General features: G+C 74.1%; 19 protein-coding genes. 11 read left to right on the top strand and 8 right to left on the bottom strand.

From position 1 onward, the window contains the following. Window positions 1-285: 285 nt before the first annotated feature. From dhaK to ABZ576_RS12955, 3 genes are all read left to right on the top strand, one after another. Window positions 286-1278 (top strand): dihydroxyacetone kinase subunit DhaK, encoded by a 993-nt coding sequence (gene dhaK / locus ABZ576_RS12945; RefSeq protein WP_360739406.1) that lies wholly within the window; start codon window positions 286-288, stop codon window positions 1276-1278. Window positions 1279-1344: 66 nt separating this feature from the next. Then, on the top strand, window positions 1345-1953 hold the full coding sequence (dhaL, locus tag ABZ576_RS12950) for a dihydroxyacetone kinase subunit DhaL (protein WP_360739407.1): 609 nt from the start codon (window positions 1345-1347) through the stop codon (window positions 1951-1953). Further along, window positions 1946-2356, top strand: a complete 411-nt coding sequence (locus ABZ576_RS12955) for a PTS fructose transporter subunit IIA (RefSeq protein WP_360739408.1) — start codon at window positions 1946-1948, stop codon at window positions 2354-2356. The genes dhaL and ABZ576_RS12955 overlap by 8 nt, the downstream gene beginning before the upstream one ends. Window positions 2357-2583: 227 nt before the next feature. Here ABZ576_RS12955 and ABZ576_RS12960 read toward each other — a convergent pair whose 3' ends face one another. Continuing rightward, window positions 2584-3285, bottom strand: a complete 702-nt coding sequence (locus ABZ576_RS12960) for a glycoside hydrolase family 75 protein (protein ID WP_360739410.1) — start codon at window positions 3283-3285, stop codon at window positions 2584-2586. A 455-nt stretch (window positions 3286-3740) separates the two neighbouring features. On the opposite strand from ABZ576_RS12960, the gene ABZ576_RS12965 reads away from it, so the two are divergent. Together ABZ576_RS12965 and ABZ576_RS12970 are read left to right on the top strand one after the other, a co-directional pair. Further along, the gene (locus ABZ576_RS12965; protein WP_360739411.1) at window positions 3741-4712 is read left to right on the top strand and encodes a fibronectin type III domain-containing protein; all 972 of its coding nucleotides are present in this window, start codon (window positions 3741-3743) and stop codon (window positions 4710-4712) included. Window positions 4713-4992: 280 nt separating this feature from the next. Further along, window positions 4993-5538, top strand: a complete 546-nt coding sequence (locus ABZ576_RS12970) for a hypothetical protein (RefSeq protein ID WP_360739413.1) — start codon at window positions 4993-4995, stop codon at window positions 5536-5538. A 220-nt stretch (window positions 5539-5758) separates the two neighbouring features. Here ABZ576_RS12970 and ABZ576_RS12975 read toward each other — a convergent pair whose 3' ends face one another. The 4 genes from ABZ576_RS12975 to ABZ576_RS12990 form a co-directional block, all read right to left on the bottom strand. Beyond that, window positions 5759-6316 carry a PadR family transcriptional regulator gene (locus ABZ576_RS12975; RefSeq protein ID WP_360739414.1) on the bottom strand — a complete coding sequence of 186 codons (558 nt, stop codon included), beginning with the start codon at window positions 6314-6316 and terminating at the stop codon, window positions 5759-5761. Between the two features lie 32 nt (window positions 6317-6348). Then, a complete protein-coding gene (locus ABZ576_RS12980) occupies window positions 6349-8364 on the bottom strand; it encodes an NADPH-dependent 2,4-dienoyl-CoA reductase (protein ID WP_360739415.1) in 2016 nt (671 codons plus the stop codon). A gap of 255 nt (window positions 8365-8619) precedes the next feature. Continuing rightward, entirely contained in the window at window positions 8620-8991 is a 372-nt protein-coding gene (locus ABZ576_RS12985; protein ID WP_360739416.1) for a hypothetical protein, read from the bottom strand. A gap of 106 nt (window positions 8992-9097) precedes the next feature. After that, a complete protein-coding gene (locus ABZ576_RS12990) occupies window positions 9098-9979 on the bottom strand; it encodes a hypothetical protein (protein WP_360739418.1) in 882 nt (293 codons plus the stop codon). 337 nt (window positions 9980-10316) lie between these two features. Between ABZ576_RS12990 and ABZ576_RS12995 the strand changes: the two genes are divergently transcribed. Beyond that, a complete protein-coding gene (locus ABZ576_RS12995; RefSeq protein WP_360739419.1) occupies window positions 10317-12395 on the top strand; it encodes a SpoIIE family protein phosphatase in 2079 nt (692 codons plus the stop codon). Window positions 12396-12442: 47 nt separating this feature from the next. On the opposite strand, the gene ABZ576_RS13000 is transcribed toward ABZ576_RS12995, so the two are convergent. Both ABZ576_RS13000 and ABZ576_RS13005 read right to left on the bottom strand, forming a co-directional pair. Then, window positions 12443-13228 carry a putative protein N(5)-glutamine methyltransferase gene (locus ABZ576_RS13000; RefSeq protein WP_360739420.1) on the bottom strand — a complete coding sequence of 262 codons (786 nt, stop codon included), beginning with the start codon at window positions 13226-13228 and terminating at the stop codon, window positions 12443-12445. Between the two features lie 266 nt (window positions 13229-13494). Next, window positions 13495-14601 (bottom strand): hypothetical protein, encoded by a 1107-nt coding sequence (locus tag ABZ576_RS13005; RefSeq protein ID WP_360739421.1) that lies wholly within the window; start codon window positions 14599-14601, stop codon window positions 13495-13497. A 126-nt stretch (window positions 14602-14727) separates the two neighbouring features. Between ABZ576_RS13005 and ABZ576_RS13010 the strand changes: the two genes are divergently transcribed. Beyond that, a complete protein-coding gene (locus ABZ576_RS13010) occupies window positions 14728-15126 on the top strand; it encodes a MarR family winged helix-turn-helix transcriptional regulator (RefSeq protein WP_360739590.1) in 399 nt (132 codons plus the stop codon). Between the two features lie 43 nt (window positions 15127-15169). Here the strand turns inward: ABZ576_RS13010 and ABZ576_RS13015 are convergent, their stop codons facing one another. Further along, window positions 15170-15931 carry a GNAT family N-acetyltransferase gene (locus ABZ576_RS13015; RefSeq protein ID WP_360739423.1) on the bottom strand — a complete coding sequence of 254 codons (762 nt, stop codon included), beginning with the start codon at window positions 15929-15931 and terminating at the stop codon, window positions 15170-15172. Window positions 15932-16145: 214 nt separating this feature from the next. Between ABZ576_RS13015 and ABZ576_RS13020 the strand changes: the two genes are divergently transcribed. The 4 genes from ABZ576_RS13020 (at window position 16146) to ABZ576_RS13035 (ending at window position 19875) form a co-directional block, all read left to right on the top strand. Beyond that, the gene (locus ABZ576_RS13020) at window positions 16146-16751 is read left to right on the top strand and encodes a sulfite oxidase-like oxidoreductase (RefSeq protein WP_360739424.1); all 606 of its coding nucleotides are present in this window, start codon (window positions 16146-16148) and stop codon (window positions 16749-16751) included. Window positions 16752-16893: 142 nt separating this feature from the next. After that, the gene (locus ABZ576_RS13025) at window positions 16894-17601 is read left to right on the top strand and encodes a ferredoxin reductase (protein ID WP_360739592.1); all 708 of its coding nucleotides are present in this window, start codon (window positions 16894-16896) and stop codon (window positions 17599-17601) included. 499 nt (window positions 17602-18100) lie between these two features. Beyond that, window positions 18101-18685 (top strand): DUF3592 domain-containing protein, encoded by a 585-nt coding sequence (locus ABZ576_RS13030; RefSeq protein ID WP_360739425.1) that lies wholly within the window; start codon window positions 18101-18103, stop codon window positions 18683-18685. Between the two features lie 221 nt (window positions 18686-18906). Beyond that, window positions 18907-19875, top strand: coding sequence for an acetylxylan esterase (locus ABZ576_RS13035; RefSeq protein ID WP_360739426.1), 969 nt, complete (start codon window positions 18907-18909; stop codon window positions 19873-19875). Window positions 19876-20023: the final 148 nt, after the last annotated feature.

The raw sequence follows: 20023 nt of genomic DNA on the forward strand, positions 1-20023 counted from the left end.
ACCGGTACGGACTCCGGACCGCGCCGGACCGGCCCGATCGCGTTCGCCGGGCGGGACGCCCGGCCGGCGGAGGCACCCCGCTCGCGTACCCGCCGTTCCGCTCCCGACGCCCCGGGTGGAAGGGCAGCAGTGGGTGATCCACAGGTCGCCCAGCGTGATCGCCCACGTCTGCGCGTGACCTCCCCTGAGGCAGGGCAGATACTGCCCTTAGCGCCATCGGTGAACTCTGTTCGACGTCGCAGCACAGGTCTCAAGCCCAACCGCAAGGCTCACGAGGAGACACCCATGAGGATGCTGATCAACGTGCCCGAGACCGTCGTGGCGGATGCGCTGCGTGGCTTGGCGGCCGCGTGTCCCGACCTGAACGTGGACGTGGAGAACCGGGTCATCGTCCGCCGGGACGCCCCCGTGGCCGGACAGGTGGCGCTCGTGTCGGGCGGCGGTTCCGGACACGAGCCGCTGCACGGCGGGTTCGTCGGTCCGGGCATGCTCTCCGCCGCCTGCCCGGGAGAGGTGTTCACCTCTCCGGTCCCGGACCAGATGGCGCGTGCCGCGGCCGCGGTGGACAGCGGCGCCGGGGTGCTGTTCGTCGTGAAGAACTACACCGGCGACGTACTGAACTTCGACATGGCCGCCGAGCTGGCCGAGGACGAGGGGATCCAGGTCGCCAAGGTGCTCGTCAACGACGACGTGGCGGTCACCGACAGCCTCTACACGGCCGGCCGGCGCGGTACGGGCGCCACCCTGTTCGTGGAGAAGATCGCGGGCGCCGCCGCGGCCGAGGGACAGCCGCTGGAGCGGGTGGAGGCCATCGGCCGCCAGGTCAACGAGAACGCGCGCAGTTTCGGCGTGGCCCTCAGCGCCTGCACGACCCCGGCGAAGGGCTCCCCCACCTTCGATCTGCCGGACGGGGAGCTGGAGTTGGGCATCGGCATCCACGGTGAGCCGGGGCGCGAGCGGCGGCCGATGATGACGTCCGGGGAGATCGCCGACTTCGCGGTCAACGCCGTCCTGGAGGACATGCCGCCGCGCAACCCCGTCCTGGTGCTGGTCAACGGCATGGGCGCGACCCCGCTGCTGGAGCTGTACGGCTTCAACGCCGAGGTGCAGCGGGTGCTCGGGGAACGCGGTGTCTCCGTGGCCCGCACCCTCGTCGGCAACTACGTCACCTCACTGGACATGGCCGGCGCCTCGGTGACGCTGTGCCAGGTCGACGAGGAGCTGCTGCGGCTGTGGGACGCGCCGGTGCGGACCGCGGCGCTGCGCTGGGGGATGTGATACGGCGGAGCAGCCGGCCACCGATCCGGCCGTACGGACAACAGCCCTACCACGCAAGGAGATCCAGTGCTCGACGCCGACTTCTTCCGCCGTTGGATGACGGCGGCCGCCGCGTCCGTCGACCGCGAGGCGGACCGGCTCACCGCCCTCGACTCGGCCATCGGCGACGCCGACCACGGCAGCAACCTGCAGCGCGGGTTCACGGCCGTGACGGCCGTCCTGGAGAAGGAGGCGCCCGGCACACCGGGTGCCGTCCTGACCCTGGCCGGACGGCAGTTGATCTCGACGGTCGGGGGAGCGTCCGGGCCGTTGTACGGCACCCTGCTGCGCCGGGCCGGGAAGGCGCTCGGCGACGCCGCCGAGGTGGGGGAGGAGGAGCTGGCCGCGGCGCTGCGCGCGGGCGTCGAGGGCGTGATGACGCTCGGCGGGGCGGCCCCCGGCGACAAGACCATGATCGACGCCCTGGTGCCGGCCGTGGACGCGCTCGGGTCCGGGTTCGCCGCCGCGCGGACCGCGGCGGAGGAGGGCGCGCGGGCCACCACACCGCTCCAGGCCCGCAAGGGCCGGGCGAGCTACCTGGGCGAGCGCAGCATCGGGCACCAGGATCCGGGGGCGACCTCGTCGGCGCTGCTGATCGCCGCGCTGGCCGACACGGCGGAGGCGGACGGTGAGTGAGGAGAAGGCGGTCGGGATCGTGCTGGTGTCGCACAGCGCGGAGGTGGCCGCGGCGGTGGCCGAGCTGGCGAGGGGGCTCGCGGGCGGCGCGCCCTCGGTGCCGGTGGCCGCGGCGGGCGGCACCGAGGGCGGCGGGCTCGGCACCAGCGCCGAGCTGATCTCCGCCGCCGCGCACTCGGTGGACCGGGGGGCCGGGGTCGCGGTCCTCACCGACCTGGGCAGCGCGGTGCTCACCGTCAAGGCGCTGCTCGCCGAGGGCGACGAACTGCCGGACGGCGCACGCCTGGTGGACGCGCCGTTCGTCGAGGGCGCGGTCGCCGCGGTGGTCACCGCCGCCGCGGGCGGCGACCTGGACGCCGTGGAGGCCGCGGCGGCGGAGGCGTACGACTACCGGAAGGCGTGACGGATCCGGCAGTGGTCCGACGCGGTGTCCGGCGGGAGGCCGGACACCGCGGCAGCCGCGGCGGCGAAAGGCATACGACCACCGGACGGCGTGCGACCACCGGACGGCGTACGACCACCGGACGGCGTACGACCACCGGACGGCGTACGAGCACCGCAAGCGGGACGGATCCGGCGGGCCGGCGCCGGGGTCCGGCGGGGTGCCGGCCTCGGTCGGCACGCCTGCGGTCATTTCTTCGCGACGAAGTGTCTGGCCAGCCGCTCCCCCGCCGTCACCGCCGCCGCGCGGCTCTCGATGGGGCGGACCCGGGAGTTGCGGAAGACGATGTAGGTCACGCCGGAGGGCGCCCCGCCGACGCGCGGGTCGGGCCGGATGCCGAGGCCGCGCGCGGTGGCGTAGGAGGCCTCGCCGATGATGTCGCGCGGGCCGGTGTCGCCGACGACCGCGTACTGCACCCGGCCCCGGTAGACGACGGCGGCCAGGGAGCCGCCCCGGACGCCGGACGCACGGGGGTTCCAGCGGGAGCTCGGCGCCGGGACCACGATGTAGGGCAGGGTCTCGGCGTTCAGGTGGCGCCCGTCGGACTGCTGGAAGGCCGTGGTCGGGGCGAAGTACGGGTCGGTGCGGCGGTTGCAGCGGGCGGTGGGCCGGCCGTCGCAGTCGATGTCCAGGTCGGCCTTCCAGAAGACGGTGTCGCGGGTGCCGCAGACGCGGACGGTCGCGGGGCTGCCGGCGTCGGTGCGGAACCGGCCCCGGGAGAGCTGGGTGCACTCACCGGCCCGGGTCAGCAGGTCGGCGGCGGTGACCGCGCTCTGGCCCCGGGCCACGGGCCGTTCCCGGGGCGGGACGGCGGTGGCCGGGGCGGGCGCCGCCGCCGGGGCGATCAGGGCGGCGCCGGCCGCGGCCAGCGTCAGCGACGGGACACGCACGATGGGGGACCCTCTCGTCGGGGACGGACGTCGAGCCCACTGTGGGGTGGCCCGGGACGCGCGGCCACGGGGGCCGCCGCGAAGGGGCCGGATGGAGCACGCCGCTGACACTCCGTAAGGGGACACCGGCGGAGGGGGAAGCAGGTGGCGGGCGGGCGGCGGGCAGACGGAAGGGCCTGTGCCCGGGACGGGACAACAGGGGCCGGGGATCCGGATCCTGTACCGGTCCGGACCCCCCGGCCACCCGCGCCGGCGCGGGATCGGCGACGACAGCGTGTCCGCGCCACGGGCATGAACTCCCATGCAATTTCGGGCAGTTCAGCCGCAGGGAGCCCCAGCATACGTAACGTGCGGGCATGGTCACCAACGCGCCCCTCTTGCTGTGACGGTACCCGCCGGGCCATATTGGTCCGGACCTTTACCTGAGTCGAGGCCGTCCCCGGGGAGGCAGAGCCGTGCGACGCGTTCCCCTTCCGCTGGTACTGGTCTGCGGCGCGCTGCTGCTGGTCGCGTCCTGCGGCTGGAGCCGGGCCGACGACGGTGACGGCCGGGCGCCCGGCGCTCCGGTGGGGGTCACCGCGGCGGCGGGCAGCGCGACGAGCGTGCACGTGATGTGGAACGCGGCACCGGCCGGTTCCGGGGTCCGCACCTACGAGGTCTATCGCGGGCACACAAAAGTGGTTGATGTACCGGGTTCGCAGCACATGGTGGACGTCACCAGGCTCAGGCCGTCCACCGCGTACTCCTTCACCGTGCGCGCCCGGGACACCGGGGGCCGGCTGGGTCCGCCCAGCCGCGTGGTGCGGGCCCGGACACCGGCCGCGGTGGCGGCGGACCGCTCGGCACCGGCCCGGCCATCGGGGACCACCGGGCGGCCCGTGGGCAGCCGCGCGGCGCAGTTGTCCTGGGGCGCGTCCCGGGACGACCGGGGCGTGGTGTCGTACGACGTCTACCAGGGCGGGGTGAAGATCCACAGCGTCGGCGGTAACCAGACCGCCACCGTGGTCACCGGACTGCGCCCCGGAAGCCGCTATGTGTTCACGGTGCGGGCCCGGGACGCCGCCGACAACCTCTCCCAGGCCGGCGCGGCGGTCCGCCTCACCACGCCGGGCAGCGACGACGGCCGGGACACCGCGCCCACGGCGTTCACCGCCGCCGCCCACCGCTCCGGCGGGGCCTATTACCTCGACCTCGCCTGGGACCCGCCGCGCTCGGACGGGGTGATCACGGAGTACCGGATCCAGCTGGACGGCGCGGCGGCCACCTCGCTCGTATGGGGCGGCGCCCCGCCACGCGGCCGGGCGCACCACAGCTTCTACCTGGGCACGGCCGCCGGGGAGGAGCACCGGGTACGACTGCGGGCGCGCCTGCCGGACGGCACCTGGGGCGGCTGGTCGGCGGAGCGGACCGTGACCACGGGCGGCTGACGGGCGGAGCGGACGCTGACCACAGGCGGCCGACCGGCGAAACGGACACGACCACAAACGGCCGACCGGCGGAGCGGACGCTGACCACAGGCGGCCGACCGGGAGCGGGCGTGGCAGCCCTCCGTGTCCGCCGGACGGACCAGTGCGTCACCTGACCGGCCCTCGCCCGCGTGCGGGCACGGCGGGGGCCGCGTTGGCTTCGGTTGAGGCAGCACGGACGTTTCCCGACCCTCGGCGGCGCATGGGACGTACCGCCAACCGTGCCGCCGGAGGCCACCCCATGGACAACTCGCGACTCCTGCTCCGCTCCGGCCTGACCCTCGCGGCTGCCGCCGCGCTCCCGGCCGCGCTGGCCGGGCCGTCCGCCGCGGCCTCGGGCATATCGGTCAGCACCACCGGCTCCACGGTCTCGGTGGTCACCAGCGCGTGCACCCAGATCAACGGCAGCTGGGGGACGGCGGCCCTGCTCACCAGCCGGCAGGCGAACTTCGCCCAGGGCCGTCAGGTGGCCCTGTCCGGCACGTCCGTCAGCCAGTCCGCGGCCTGGTCGTCGGTGAGCCCGGGGACGTACACCGTGGTCGTGGTCTGCTCCAGCGGCACCACCGCGGGCAGCCAGTCGGTGATCGTCTCCTCGCCCGCTCCCGCGACCCCGACGATCTCCTCGACGTCCAGCGCGGCCCCGTCGCGGGGTGTGATGGGCGGCCTCGGCGGCGCCGCCCGCGACTACGGCCCGCTGACCCTGGGCGTCGGTGCGGCCCTGGTCGGTGCCGGGGTCGTCGCCACGGGATGGGTGCTGCGCCGCCGCTCCAAGCCGTACCGGCTCTGAGGAGCCGTACCGCCCGGAGCCGCCCACCACCGGCCGGGCGGCCCGCGCCACCGGGCGTTCGCGGCCCCGACGGGACCGGCGACCCCGACGGGACCGGCAACCCCGACGGGACCGGCAACCCCGACGGGACCGGCAACCCCGACGGGACCGGCAACCCCGGGGGAGCCGTCGCCGCGCGCCATCGCCATCAGGTCGCCATCAGGTCGCCGTCAGGCCGCCGTCAGGTCCCCTCCCGCTCCTGCTCGGGCAGCGCGGCGAACTCCGCCAGGGCGTGGGTGAGCCACTGGGTCCAGAAGGTCTCCAGGTCGATCCCCGCCCGCAGGACCAGGTGGCGCAGCCGGTCCTGCGGCGCGTCCCGGTCCGGCGGGAAGTCGCGCTCCTCGATCTCCTGGTACTCGGCCAGCTGCCGCCGGTGGAGTTCCAGATGCCGCTCCAGGTCGGCCCGCAGACCCGCGGTGCCGACCACGGCCGCCGCGCGCAGCCGCAGCAGGAGCGGATCCCGCATGGTCTTCGGATCCTGGGCGGCGGCGGTCCAGCGGACCAGTTCGGCGCGGCCCGCCGGCAGGACCTCGTAGCTCTTGCGCTGCCCGCGGGCCGGCTGCTCGGCCGGGAGCGCGCGGATGAACCCCTCGGCCTCCAGCTTCCCCAGCTCGCGATAGATCTGCTGGTGCGTCGCGGACCAGAAGTAGCCGATCGACTTGTCGAACCGGCGGGTCAGTTCCAGTCCCGACGACGGCTTTTCCAGCAGGGCGGTGAGGATCGCGTGCGGGAGTGACATGAACTCATCCTAGGGAGGCCCGGGGAGGGGGCCTACAGCGCCGCCGCCAGCTCGGTGCCCTGCTTGATCGCCCGCTTGGCGTCCAGCTCGGCCGCGACGTCCGCGCCGCCGATCAGGTGCGCGCTCCGCCCGGCGGCGACCAGTGCCTCGTACAGGTCGCGGCGCGGCTCCTGGCCGGTGCAGAGCACCACGGTGTCGACCTCCAGGACCGTGCTCTCCTCCCCGACGGTGATGTGCAGGCCGGCGTCGTCGATCCGGTCGTAGCGCACGCCCGGCACCATGGTGACGCCCCGGTGCTTCAGCTCCGCGCGGTGGATCCAGCCGGTGGTCTTGCCGAGGCCGGCGCCGACCTTGCTGGTCTTGCGCTGGAGCAGGTGGACCTCGCGGGGCGGCCTGGGGCGCCGCGGCTCGGCGAGACCGCCCGGCGCCCGGTAGTCCATGTCGACGCCCCACTGGCGGAAGTACGTCTCCGGGTCCTCGCTCGCCTTGTCGCCGCCGTCGGTCAGGTATTCGGCGACGTCGAAGCCGATGCCGCCGGCGCCGAGGACGGCGACGCGGTCGCCGACGGGGGCCCCGTCGCGCAGGACGTCGAGGTAGCCGAGGACCCGCGGGTGGTCGACGCCGGGGATGTCGGGGGTGCGGGGGGTGACGCCGGTGGCCACGACGACCTCGTCGAAGCCGTCGAGGTCGTCGGCGCTCACCCAGGTGTCCAGGCGTACGTCGACGCCGTGGATGTCGAGCTGGTGGCGGAAGTAGCGCAGGGTCTCGTCGAACTCCTGCTTGCCGGGCACCTTGCGGGCGACGTTGAGCTGCCCGCCGATCTCGCTCGCCGCGTCGAACAGGGTGACCGTGTGACCGCGCTCGGCGGCGGAGACCGCGCAGGCGAGGCCGGCGGGGCCGGCACCGACGACGGCGACGCGCTTGGCCAGCCGGGTCGGGGAGAGCACCAGCTCGGTCTCGTGGCAGGCGCGCGGGTTGACCAGGCAGGAAGTGATCTGCCCGCTGAAGGTGTGGTCGAGGCAGGCCTGGTTGCAGCCGATGCAGGTGTTGATGGCCTCCGGCGTGCCGGCGGCGGCCTTGGCGACGAAGTCGGGGTCGGCGAGCATCGGCCGGGCCATGGAGACCATGTCGGCGTACCCGCCGGCCAGCAGTTCCTCGGCGAGGTCCGGCGTGTTGATGCGGTTGGTGGTCACCAGGGGGACGGAGACCTCGCCCATGAGCTTCTTGGTGACCCAGGTGTAGGCGCCGCGCGGCACGGAGGTGGCGATGGTGGGGATGCGGGCCTCGTGCCAGCCGATGCCGGTGTTGATGATCGTGGCCCCGGCGGCCTCGACGGCCTTGCCGAGGGTGACGACCTCCTCCAGCGAGGAGCCGCCCGGGACCAGGTCCAGCATGGACAGCCGGTAGATGACGATGAAGTCCTCGCCGACGGCCTCGCGCACCCGCTTGACGATCTCGACCGGGAAACGCATCCGGTTCTCGTACGAACCGCCCCAGCGGTCCGTGCGCCGGTTGGTCGGCGCGGCGATGAACTCGTTGATCAGGTAGCCCTCGGAGCCCATGATCTCCACGCCGTCGTAGCCGGCCTGCCGGGCGAGGCGGGCGGCGCGGGCGTAGTCCTCGATGGTCCGTTCGATGTCGGCGTCGGTCAGCTCACGCGGCGGGAAGGGGCTGATCGGCGCCTGGAGCGGGCTCGGAGCGACCAGGTCACGGTGGTAGGCGTACCGGCCGAAGTGGAGGATCTGCAAGGCGATCCGGCCGCCCTCGCGGTGCACCGCGTCGGTGACCATCCGGTGCTGTTCGGCCTCCGCCTCGGTGGTGAGCTTGGCTCCGCCCTCGTACGGCCGCCCCTCCTCGTTGGGTGCGATGCCGCCGGTGACGATGAGGCCCACTCCGCCGCGGGCGCGGGCCGCGTAGAACGCCGCCATCCGCTCGAAGCCGCGCTCGGCCTCTTCCAGGCCGACGTGCATCGAGCCCATGAGGACGCGGTTGGGCAGGGTGGTGAAGCCCAGGTCGAGCGGGGTCATCAGGTGCGGGTAACGGCTCATCGGGCCCTCCGTGCGCGGTGTGGTGCTCCTTGTTGTAGAGGAAGCCCGACCGTTTATGCAACTAGTTGCACAACTGTCGCGGGGTGACGGCGCCCACTCCGCACCCGCCCGCACGCCGACCGCGCCCGCCCGGACAGCCCCGGCCACCCCCTCCGCCCAGGCCGCCACCACGCACGGAGCCCCGCCCCGACACACGAAACCCCGACACACGAAGCCCCGGCCGGCGGCGGCCGGCCGGGGCTTCGCCCTGGACGTTCAGCGGCTCTCCAGGCGCAGGTGCAGGTCCCGCTCCTGGTCACCGGAGGCCGTGCAGGTCTCCTCGACGGTGAACATCGCGTCCAAGGTGGTGCGGAACCGGTTCACGGCCCAGTAGCCGCCCTGGACGTCCGCCTGGACGGACGCGCCGAGGTGGACGGGCGGGCAGCCGCCTCCGCGGGCGTCCGCGACGTCGTATGTGCCGAGCCACACCATCGGCCGGGTCTCGTGGAGCTGCTGGGGCTCCTCGTCCGCGCCCCGGTCGGACGCGAAACACGAACTCAGTGCATCGAATACGAGGCGGGCGTCTTCCTTGGAGCCGCTGATCTCCACCGTGACGGTTTCCGGATGCGACCGCTCCGTGTCTGCCATTGATCGCTCCTTTCGTGGCCGCGCTGCGATGGAACGGGGTACCCCGCCGAACCGCGTCCATCCTCAGGAAAGCACCACCGGCGGCCCGGCACACCTCAGCTGCGCCTCAGCCGCGCGCGAACGTGTACGTCTTGCTGTCCGTCAGCACGCAGAAGCCGGGCGAGATCACGATCACGCGCAGGATGCCGGTGCGGCGGTCGTAGTCGATGCCCTCCGTCTCGAAGGAGCCCTGGCATGAGCTGCGCAGCGGCAGCCGGCGCAGGGCCGTGACATGGCCGGAGACGTCCGCCGCGCCGCCGGGCGCGGCCGACAGGTCGACCTGGAGCAGCGGCTTGGTGAGGCCGAAGAGGCTGCCCTCGGGATCGTCGGAGGAGCACAGCAGGGTGGTGGGCCCGGAGAAGTCGCAGCCCTGGACGTCCCGGACGGCGTGGTCCAGCCGGACGGTGGCGACCCGCGGGAGGTCGGCAGAGGGGGAGGTGGAGGCGTTGGCGCCCGGGGTCGGGAAGACGAGGAAGCGGGTCATGGTGCCGTACTCGCCCGAGAGCATCCACTGGCCGTCGGGCGAGATCGCGACCCAGGAGTTGTTGAGCGCCTCCCCCGCGTCCAGCGTGTGGACGTACTCCGACCAGGCGCCCCCGGGCGCCTGTACGCGGAACATCTTGGAGTTGCCGGAGTCGCGCTGGTAGGGCTCGATGTAGTAACCGCCGTACGAGGCGTCGGGGTCGCCGACGTGGTTCCAGCCGCGAGCGGAGACACCGAGCGGGACGGTGCCGATGCCGGTGTAGCGGTTGGGGCTGTTCGCCGGGACCTCCACCGAGGTCAGGCCCTGGCTCTCGGTCAGCGGATCGGCGCGGTCGGACCCGGTCTCGCTCCAGGTGTCGGCCGCGGCGGCGGAGGCGGGCGTGGCCAGGGACACGACGACGGCGGTGGCGAGGGTGACGAGTCCGGTGAGAACTGCGTGACAACGTTGCCGGGCGGGCGCGGGCATGGCCGACTCCTCGGACGGGGACGGGGACGTACCGTGACCGGACGGGGACACCCGGTCGGCGGACAGTCTGGCGTGGCGCGTTAGTCATGTACAGGCCAATGACGCAACATGGGCGTGAACTCTCACGGCCCGCCGGACCGCGCTGTACGGTCCCGGCGGGAGGGCTCGCGGCGCGCGCATCACCGGCGCGGCGACTTGGGCGGACGTCCGCCGCCGTGTTGAGAGATGGTGGACGTAGACGGCGACGGCGCGGAGAGTCGGGTGTGAGCGCGGTAGAACCAGGGGAGTCGGCACAGGGAACGGCGTGCCGTGCCGACGGTCGAAGGCGGTGCGTGGCATGAGTGCAGCCGAGGCTCCGGCGACGGAGGGCGGCGGGCCGGCGCGGGGGCCGGTGCGTCCGAGCGGTCTGCTCGACGTGCTGGGCGTCGCCTCGGTGGTGCTGGACACCGAGGGCCGCATCGTGCTGTGGAGCCCGCAGGCCGAGGAGCTGTTCGGTTACACCGCGCAGGAGGCCCTCGGCCAGTACGCCGCCCGGCTGATGGTGCACGAGCGGCACATCCAGCTGGTCGGCAGGCTCTTCGCGGACGTCATGCGCACCGGCCGCAGCTGGGCCGGCGGCTTCCCGATCCGGCACAAGGACGGCAGCACCCGGGTGGTGGAGTTCCGCAACATGCGGCTGCTGGACGACCGCGGGGACGTCTACGCCCTCGGGCTCGCCGCCGACCAGTCGACCGTCCAGCGGCTGGAGCAGGACGTGGCGCTGTCCGAGCGGATGGTGAAGCAGTCGCCGATCGGGTACGCCGTCCTCGACACCGACCTGCGGTTCGTCTCGGTCAACCCGTCCCTGGAGCAGATCAACGGCGTACCGGCGGCCGCGCACATCGGCCGGACGCTGCGTGAGGTGCTGCCGATGCTGGACTCGGCCCCCCTGGAGACCGGCGCCCGGCGGGTGCTGGAGACCGGGGAGCCCGTGATCGACGACACGCTCGTCGGCCGTACCCCCGCCGACCCGGACCACGAGCACACCTGGGCGCACTCGCTGTACCGGCTCGAGGACACGATGGGCAGCGTGCTGGGCGTGGCCGTCTCGGTGGTCGACATCACCGAGCAGCACCGGGCCTCGCTGGAGGCGGAGGCGGCACGGCGGCGCCTCGCGGTCATCGCGGACGCCTCCGCCCGGATCGGTACGACGCTCGAACTGGAGCGCACCGCAGCCGAACTGGCCGAGGTCGCCGTGCCGGAGCTGGCCGACGTGGCCGCCGTCGACCTGCTGGACGCGGTGGTGGAGGGCCGGCCCAGCACCCTCGGTCCGTCGGAGTCGGCGGTGATCCGGGCCCTCGCGCTCCGCCCTGACGACATCTCGGACGCCGTACGCGCCGCCGACCCGCCCGGCCAGATCGCCCGGTACGCGCCCGACCGCCTGGTCACCGAGTGCGTCCGCACCGCCGAGGCGGTGCTGCTGCCGCAGGTGAAGGACGAGGATCTGCCGCGCATCGCCCGCTCACCCGAGGCGGCGGTCCTGCTCGGCCGGGCGGGTCTGCACTCGTACCTCGCGGTGCCGCTGATCGCGCGCGGCGAGGTGCTGGGCGCGCTGGACCTCAAACGCACCCGCAATCCGGCGCCGTTCGGCGAGGACGACGTGCTGCTGGCGCGGGAGCTGGCCGCCCGCGCGGCCGTGCAGATCGACAACGCGCGCTGGTACCAGAACGCCCGCAACACCGCGCTCACCCTGCAGCGCAGCCTGCTGCCCAGCCATCCGCCGGTCACCACCGGCCTGGAGGTGGCCTCCCGCTACCAGCCGGCGGGCGCCACCAGCGAGGTCGGCGGCGACTGGTTCGACGTCATCCCGCTGGACGGCGGCAAGACCGCCCTGGTCGTGGGGGACGTGATGGGCAGCGGCATCAGCGCCGCCGCCACCATGGGCCGGCTGCGCACGGCGACGACCACCCTCGCCGCCCTCGATCTCGACCCGGCCCGGTTGCTGGAGCACCTGGACAAGACGACCTCGGCCCTCGACCACTCCATCGCGACCTGCGTGTACGCCGTCCACGACCCGCACCTGCGCCAGTGCCGCATCGCCAACGCCGGCCACCTCCCGCCGGCCCGGGTACGGCCGGGCCGGCCGCCGGAACTGCTCGACCTGCCCACCGGGGTGCCGCTGGGGGTGGGCGGCGTCGGGTTCTCCAGCGTGACGGTCGACTTCGAACCCGGCGACGAGCTGGTGTTCTACACCGATGGCCTGGTGGAGACCCGGCGCCATTCGCTGGACGAGCGGCTGGCCTTCCTGCTGTCCCTGCTCGACGACCCCGCCCGCCCGCTGGAGGAGGCCTGCGACCTCCTGCTGCGCACGCTGCACCACCCGGACAACCACGACGACGTGGCCCTGCTCATCGCCCGGGCGCAAGAACTGCCCTAGACACCGTCGTACGGACCGGGTCGCGGGGCAGCCGACGGGCCCGGCGCTCAGGTCCGTACGCCGATCACCACGTGGGCGTGCAGTTCCTCGCTCACCGCCAGGCGGGCCGTCAGACCGGCGTCGACGAAGGCCCGTACGGCGGCCGGCGCCTGGCGTTCGCTGGTCTCGCTCAGCAGGCAGCCGCCGGGCGCGAGCCACTCGCGCGCCCCGGCGGCCACCCGGCGCAGCACGTCGAGGCCGTCGGCGCCGCCGTCCAGCGCCACCAGCGGCTCGTGGTCGCGGGCCTCCGCCGGCAGCAGGGCGACCTCGGTGGTGGGCACGTAGGGCACGTTGGCCGTCAGCAGGCCCACCCGGCCGCGCAGGGAGGCCGGCAGCGCGTCGTACAGGTCGCCCTGGTAGGCCCGGCCGCCGTGGGCGGCGAGATTGCGGCGGGCACAGCGCACGGCAGCGGGGTCGATGTCGGCGGCGTGCACCCGCACGCCGTCGAGGGCGGCGGCCAGGGCCGCGCCGAGCGCGCCGGAACCGCAGCACAGGTCGACGACGACGCCGGCGTCCGGTGCCGCGGCCAGCGCCTGGTCGACCAGGAACTCGGTACGGCGGCGGGGGACGAAGACCCCCGGTTCCACGGTGACGCGCAGGCCGTGGAACTCCGCCCAGCCGAGGACCTGTTCGAGCGGCAGTCCGGCGACACGCCGGTCCACCATGCGGGCCGCTTCCTCGGGGGTGCGGGCACCGGCGAGGATCAACTCGGCCTCTTCCTCGGCGAAGACGCACCCCGCGGCGCGCAGTGCGGAGACGGCCGCGGACGGGGAGAAGGGAACGGGAGTGGCCATGGAAGCCGGAAGCCTTTCGGGAGCGCGAAACATCGGGGCGCTCCCGCGGTCACCGCTGCCGGTGCACCGCGCGGTCTCGAGGGATGAGCACCCCGGCCGACACAGCGGTAATGGGTCTCACCTCCTCGTCGCGTCATGGCCGCGGACGTCCGCGGCGGGACGGCCACCATACCCCAAGGGGCCGCGGGGAAAAGGGCCTGCCGGGGCGGACGGGACCGCGCCGCCCCCACGCGGTTCCCCGTGCCGGCCACGCCGGTGACGGTCGCTCAGACGCCGACCGCCTCCTCGATCTCCGCCTCGGTCTCCGCGGTCTCATCGGCCTCATCGGCCTCATCGGCCTGCTCGGCGTCGCGGCGGGCCGGCCGCCCGGCCCCGGTCGCGGTGGGCTCGGGGCCGGACTCCGCGCGGTCCGCCTCCCGGCGGGCGCGCTCGTGGAGGCCGGCGACCGCGGTCACCACCAGGCCGGCCAGCAGCCAGCCGACCAGGGTCCACACCGAGCGGCCGAGACCGTCGTCGCCGAAGTAGAGCAGGCTGCGGACGCCCTCGACGAAGCCGGCGCCGTTCCAGAACCCGTGCAGAGCACCGAAGAACGCGTTCTGCAGCTCGGGCTGGAACAAACCGCCGGAACTGGTGAAGTTCAGCATCACGAACAGCACCATCATGGCGAGCGTGGTCCACCGCTTCAGGAAGGTGTGCAGGCCGACGCCGATGAGGAGGATGCCCGCCGAGTACAGCCACGCCATGCCCCAGACGCCCGCGAGGTCGTGGTGGGCGAGGTGGAACACCGGGCCGGCGAGCAGCGCGCCGATGCCGCTGACCACGGCCGAGACGCCGAGCGCCAGCAGCGCCCGCACCCGCATCGCGAGGGCGGCACCCGCGGCACCGAGTGCGGCGACCGAGGCGTAGGAGCCGATGCTGACCGCGATCAGCAGGAAGAACAGGCCCTGGCCGGTGGGGTCGTCGGCGACCGGCTCGGCCACGTCGGTGACCTTCAGCGGGAGGCCGTGCGCGGCGGCGACCGGAGTGAAGAGCCTCTCGGCCGCCAACGCGTCCATGTCGGAGGCGGCGCTCGCCACCAGCAGCTCGGGCGACTTGGCGCTCGGCACATAGGCGCCGGTCACCTCGCGGGACCTGAGCAGCCCGACGGCGTCTTCGCGGGCGGGCACGGTACGGACGTCGAGCTTGTCCCCCGCACCGTCCTTGAGCGTCTGCGCGAAGACCTTCGCCTGCGGGGCGGTGCCGACGACGGCGACCGGCAGGTGGTTCGGCTCGGGGGTGACGAACGCACCCATGTACGCGAGCCCCATGCCTATGCACATCAGCAGTGGGGTGATCAGGTGCGTGAGCACGTGACGCAGCGCCGGTGACCTCATCGCCACGATCCTCCAAAAGGTTGGCTTATACAACTGTCGCTCTAAGTTGTACTCTACAACCAGAACGCCGGAGGAGGTATTCCCGTGAGCGCAGCGGAGTCGGCCGTCGAGACGATCCAGCGCGAGATGACCATCTTCGCCCGCCGGGCCCGCGCCTCGGCGGGCCGTATGCACCCCGAGCTGTCCCTGGTGTCGTACACCCTGCTCGGCCACCTGGAGGAACGCGGCGGCTGCCGGGCGACGGACCTGGCGGCCCACTACGCCCTGGACAAGTCCACGGTGAGCCGCCAGGTCGCGGCGCTGGAGCGGGCCGGCCTGATCGAGCGCCGGCTGGACCCGGAGGACCACCGCGTCCAGGTGCTGCACCTGACCGACGCCGGCCAGGACATCCTGGCCCAGGTCACCCGCAGCCGCCGGACCGCCTTCCAGGAGCGGCTCGCCGACTGGCCGGAGGAGGACCTGGTGCGGTTCGCGGCCTACCTGGAGCGGTACAACGCGGGACCGGGCGGCGCCGCGGCCGACTGAGGTGCCGTGCGCCGGGAGCCCGGGATGATCGGCGAGACGCCCCCTAGCCCACCGGCACCGGTGTGCGGTCGTCCGGCAGCCGCTCCGGTGCGCGGGCCGCGAGGAACGCGGTGCGGCGGCGCAGCCGGAAGCCGAGGGACTCGTAGAGCCGGATGGCGCCCGTGTTCCCGGCGCTGGTGTGCAGGAACGGCGTCTCGGCGCGCTCGCGGATGCCGTGGGCGACCGCGAGGACCAGGCGGGTGGCCAGGCCCTCACCGCGGTGGGCGGGGTCGGTGCAGACCGCGCTGATCTCGGTCCAGCCCGGCGGGTGCAGCCGCTCCCCCGCCATCGCGACGAGCGCCCCGCCGCGCCGGATGCCGAGGTAGGTGCCGAGTTCCACGGTGCGCGGCAGGAACGGCCCGGGCTGGGTGCGCGCCACCAGGTCGAGCATCTCGGGCACGTCCGCGGGCCCGAGCCGGACCGCCTCCGCGTCGGGAGCGGCGGCCACACCGTCGTCCACGAGCTGCACGCCCTCCACCCGCACGGTGATCTCCCAGCCCTCGGGGACGTCCCCGCGGATGCCGGGCAGCGGCACCTCGGCACCGGGTCCGGCCAGCGCGGCCAGGTCCGCCCAGTCCCGCGCGTCCGGTTCGTCGGGCAGCGCCAGCCACGGGGAGACGTCGACCGGGTAGCGCACGACCCGGCCGCGCCGCTCGGCGAAGCGGGCGTGCGGGCCGGTCAGGGAGGCGAGGGCCGGGTTGTCGAGGACGTGCGGGGCGGGGGCGGCGGCCCGGCCGGGGCCGCCCGGCGTGCTCACGACGCTCATACGGCCACCTCGATCTCGGTCCTGGAGACGTACGCCTGGGGCATCCTCTGTCCTCGCTTCCCTCGCGCTGTGACCGGCGCACCGGAGCCGGCACTGGGCGGCAAGGAACGGCGCCGGGGCGGTATTCCCGGGCGCGGACAGAGTTCACACGGCCGCAACGAGCGGGGTGCCGGCCAGGGACGGAGCACCCGGAACGACAGCGTACGGTTGAACCATGAACGTCACGCGAGGCTTCACGGGCCGCCCGCGCCAGCACGATCCGGGGCTGCCGCCCGGACAGTACGACGCGCGCGACGACTGGCCCGTCCTGTCCGCCGAGGTCACCCCGGACCTCTCCCCCGCCGACTGGTCCTTCCGCATCGACGGCCTGGTCGGGCGCGCGCAGACCTGGGACTGGGACGCCGCCCACGCGTTGCCGGCATCGGCGTACGAGGGCGACATCCACTGTGTGACCGGCTGGTCGAAGTTCGGTGTGCGGTTCGGTGGCGTCTCGTTGGACGCCTTCCTGAGTGTGGTCCAGCCACATGGGTCCGCCACACATGCCCTCGCCTACTCCCACACGGGTTACACCACCAATCTGCCGCTCGCCGACCTGACCGGCGGGCGGGCCTGGATCGTCTGGGAGTACGACGGAAAACCACTGGCGCCGGAGCACGGCGGCCCGGCGCGGCTGCTGGTGCCCCACCTGTACTTCTGGAAGAGCGCGAAGTGGATCGCGGGCATCACGCTGCTGGACCACGACGAGCCGGGCTTCTGGGAGGGCAACGGCTACCACGCGCGCGGCAACCCCTGGGAGGAGCAGCGGTACTCCGGTGACTGAGACGGTGACCACGACAGGGAAGACGCAGCCGGCGCAGCCGGCGCAGCCGGCGCGGCCGACGCAGACCGCTCCCGAGGCGCCGCGGGCCACCGGAGCGGCCGCTCGGCCCGGTCCCGCGACGCGTTTCGCGGTACCGGGGCGGATCGCCGTGAGCGGCGAGGCGGCGACGGCGTGGCAGACCGCCACGCTGACCGAGGTCCGGCGCGAGACGCCGCACGCGGCCACGTTCCGGCTGGCGGTGCCGCGGTGGGCGGGGCACCTGCCGGGCCAGCACCTGATGCTGCGGCTGACCGCGGCGGACGGCTACACGGCCCAGCGCCACTACTCGATCGCGTCCGCCCCGGACGGCTCCGGCCACATCGAGCTGACCCTGGACCGGGTGCCGGACGGCGAGGTCTCCGGCTGGTTCCACACCGTGGCCAGGCCCGGTGACACGGTCGAGGTGCGCGGCCCCTTGAGCGGCTTCTTCGCCTGGCCGGGCGACCGGCCCGCGCTGCTGCTGGGGGCCGGCTCCGGGGTCGTACCGCTCATGTCGATGGTGCGGCACCACCGGGCGCGCGCCCTGACCATCCCGTTGCGGATGCTGGTGTCGGCGCGCAGCCCCGAGGAGCTGATCTACGCGGCCGAGCTGGGCGCGGAGACGACGCCCGTGTTCACCCGCAGCGCCCCGCCGGGGGTGCCGGTGGGGCGTATGACGGCCGCACATGTGGCACCGCTCCTGGCCGAGCAGCCTGCCGGTGGGTGGGAGGCCTATGTGTGCGGATCCAACAGCTTCGCCGAGCACGCGTCCCGGCTGCTGGTCGCGGCGGGACAGCCGGTGGAGCGCATCCGGATCGAACGGTTCGGCTGAGCCTCGGGCTCGGATACGGCCGAGGGTGCCGATACGGCCGAGGGTGCCGATACGGCCGAGGGTGGCGATACCGCTGAGGGGCCGGTTCAGCCGAGGGCTCGGTTCAGCCGAGGGCTCGGTACAGCCGAGGGCTCGGTACAGCCGAGGGCTCGGTTCAGCCGAGGGCTCGGTTCAGCCGAGGGTTCGAGACGGTCCGAGCGGCGCTACCGGACCAACAGCCCGGCCTAGTCGATTCGTTGCCCCCACGAGCCGTCGGCCTGCCGAACCGCTCGGCCGGGCGCCCGGCTTCGCGCGGTCGCGTGCCGCGCGCGAGCGTGGGGCGCTTGGTCGGGTTCCGTGCGCCATCCCGGCCGGAACTAGCGGTTCCCGGCATGCGCGAGGTACGCCGAACGGGGTACGAGACGGGTGTGGACGCTCGTGCACGTGAGCGGTGGGGACGGTGGGCCGGCGGACCCGGCCGCTCCGGCTCCCCGGCTCCGGCGGTGGCGAGGAGGTGGACATGCGTACCCGGGTGCGAGGCTGGCGCTGGCGGCGCAATCCGCTGCGGCGCCGGGCGGACGTCGTGGAGGCCTGGACGGTGCTGGTGGTCGCCGTCCTGCTGTTCGCCGTCGCCCCCCTGGTCGGCGTGGCCGCGGGTCTGCACGCCCATGACCGGGCCGCGTCGCTCGCCGCGGCGCAGCGGGCGGAACGGCACCAGGTGCGCGCGGTGGTCATAGGCGAGCCGCCGGAGCGGCAGTCCGCGGTGCAGGGCGACCGTCAGCGGCCGTACCGCGCCCAGGTGCGGTGGACCGAGCCGGGCCAGGGGGTGCGGACGGCGTGGGCCCGGGTGCCGGCGGGGGCCCGTACCGGGGAGCCGGTCCCGGTGTGGTTCGACTCACGGGGCCGCAACGTCGCACCGCCGCCGGACGAGGCGGCGGTCTGGCAGCACGCGATCAGCGTCGGGCTGGCCGCGGCCGGCGGTACGGCGGCCGTCGTGGTGCTCGGCCACGCGGTCGAGCGGCGGATCGCCCTGCGGCACCGGATGGCCGAGTGGGAGCGCGCGTGGGCGCGGACCGGGCCGCGCTGGACCCAGCCGCGGACCTGACCGAGTGGTGGTCCGGCCCATCGCGGCATGACGATGCCGGGGCCGCCGATAGGAGTAAGCGCTTACCCACCCAGGGGCCCACCCGCGGACGGACGGACGGACGGACGGGCGGACGGACGGACGGGCGGACGGAACCCCGGCCTCCGCGGATCCCTGGCGATTCGTCCGATCACCCACGTACGGTGGGGCGACGCTGTCTCCCTTGACCAAGGTGGTTGTTGATGGCCCTGTTCGACCTCCCTCTCGACGAACTCCGTGCGTACCGCAGCGAGTCCACCGAACCGGACGACTTCGATGCTTTCTGGGACAAGACGCTCCAGCAAGCGCGTGAGCACGAGCTGGACGCCCACTTCGAGCCGGTGGAGACCGGACTGTCCACGGTCGAGGTGTACGACGTGACGTTCGCCGGGTTCGGCGGCCATCCGGTCAAGGGCTGGCTGCGCCTGCCGGCCGGCGCCGACGAACCGCTTCCGCTGGTCGTGGAATTCATCGGTTACGGCGGCGGGCGGGGGCTGCCCCACGAGAACCTGCTGTGGGCGTCGACGGGCCGGGCGCACTTCATGATGGACACCCGCGGACAGGGCAGCGCCTGGGGCGCCGGCGGCGGCACGCCGGACCCCGTGGGCGCCGCGCCCGCGTACCCCGGGTTCATGACGCGGGGCATCGACGCGCCCGAGAACTACTACTACCGCCGGGTGTTCACGGACGCCGTGCGCGCGATCGAGGCGGCCCGGTCGCATCCGCTGGCCGACCCGGCCCGGACCGTGGCGACCGGTGCGAGCCAGGGCGGCGGCATCGCCCTGGCCGTCGGCGGGCTGGTCCCGGACCTGGTCGCGGTCGCCCCGGACGTGCCGTTCCTGTGCGACTTCCCGCGCGGGGCGACCCTGACGGACCGTCACCCGTACCGGGAGATCGCTCTGTTCCTGAAGACGCACCGCGGCCGCTCGGCGGAGGTGCTGCGCACGCTCTCCTACTTCGACGGGGTGCACTTCGCGGCCCGCGGCCGGGCGCCCGCCCTGTTCTCCGCGGCGCTGGAGGACCAGACCTGCCCGCCGTCGACGGTCTTCGCGGCCTTCAACGCGTGGGCGCACGAGGACAAGGCGATCGAGGTGTACGACTTCAACGACCACGAGGGCGGCGGCCCGTTCCAGGAGGCCGAGAAGCTGCGCTGGCTGCGCTCGTACGCCTGAGCCCCGCCGCCGGTGCCGTTGCGGCGGCGGTACAGGCGGGGCCCGCCGGGCCGGTGCCGTCGCGGCCGCCGTACACCCGAGGCCCGCCGCCGGCCGATGCTCTCGCGCCGCCCTTCCGTCCGGTCCGACCAGTCGGTACGTTCGGAGC

Source organism: Streptomyces sp. NPDC013455, from assembly GCF_040632975.1.
Classification (GTDB): domain Bacteria; phylum Actinomycetota; class Actinomycetes; order Streptomycetales; family Streptomycetaceae; genus Streptomyces.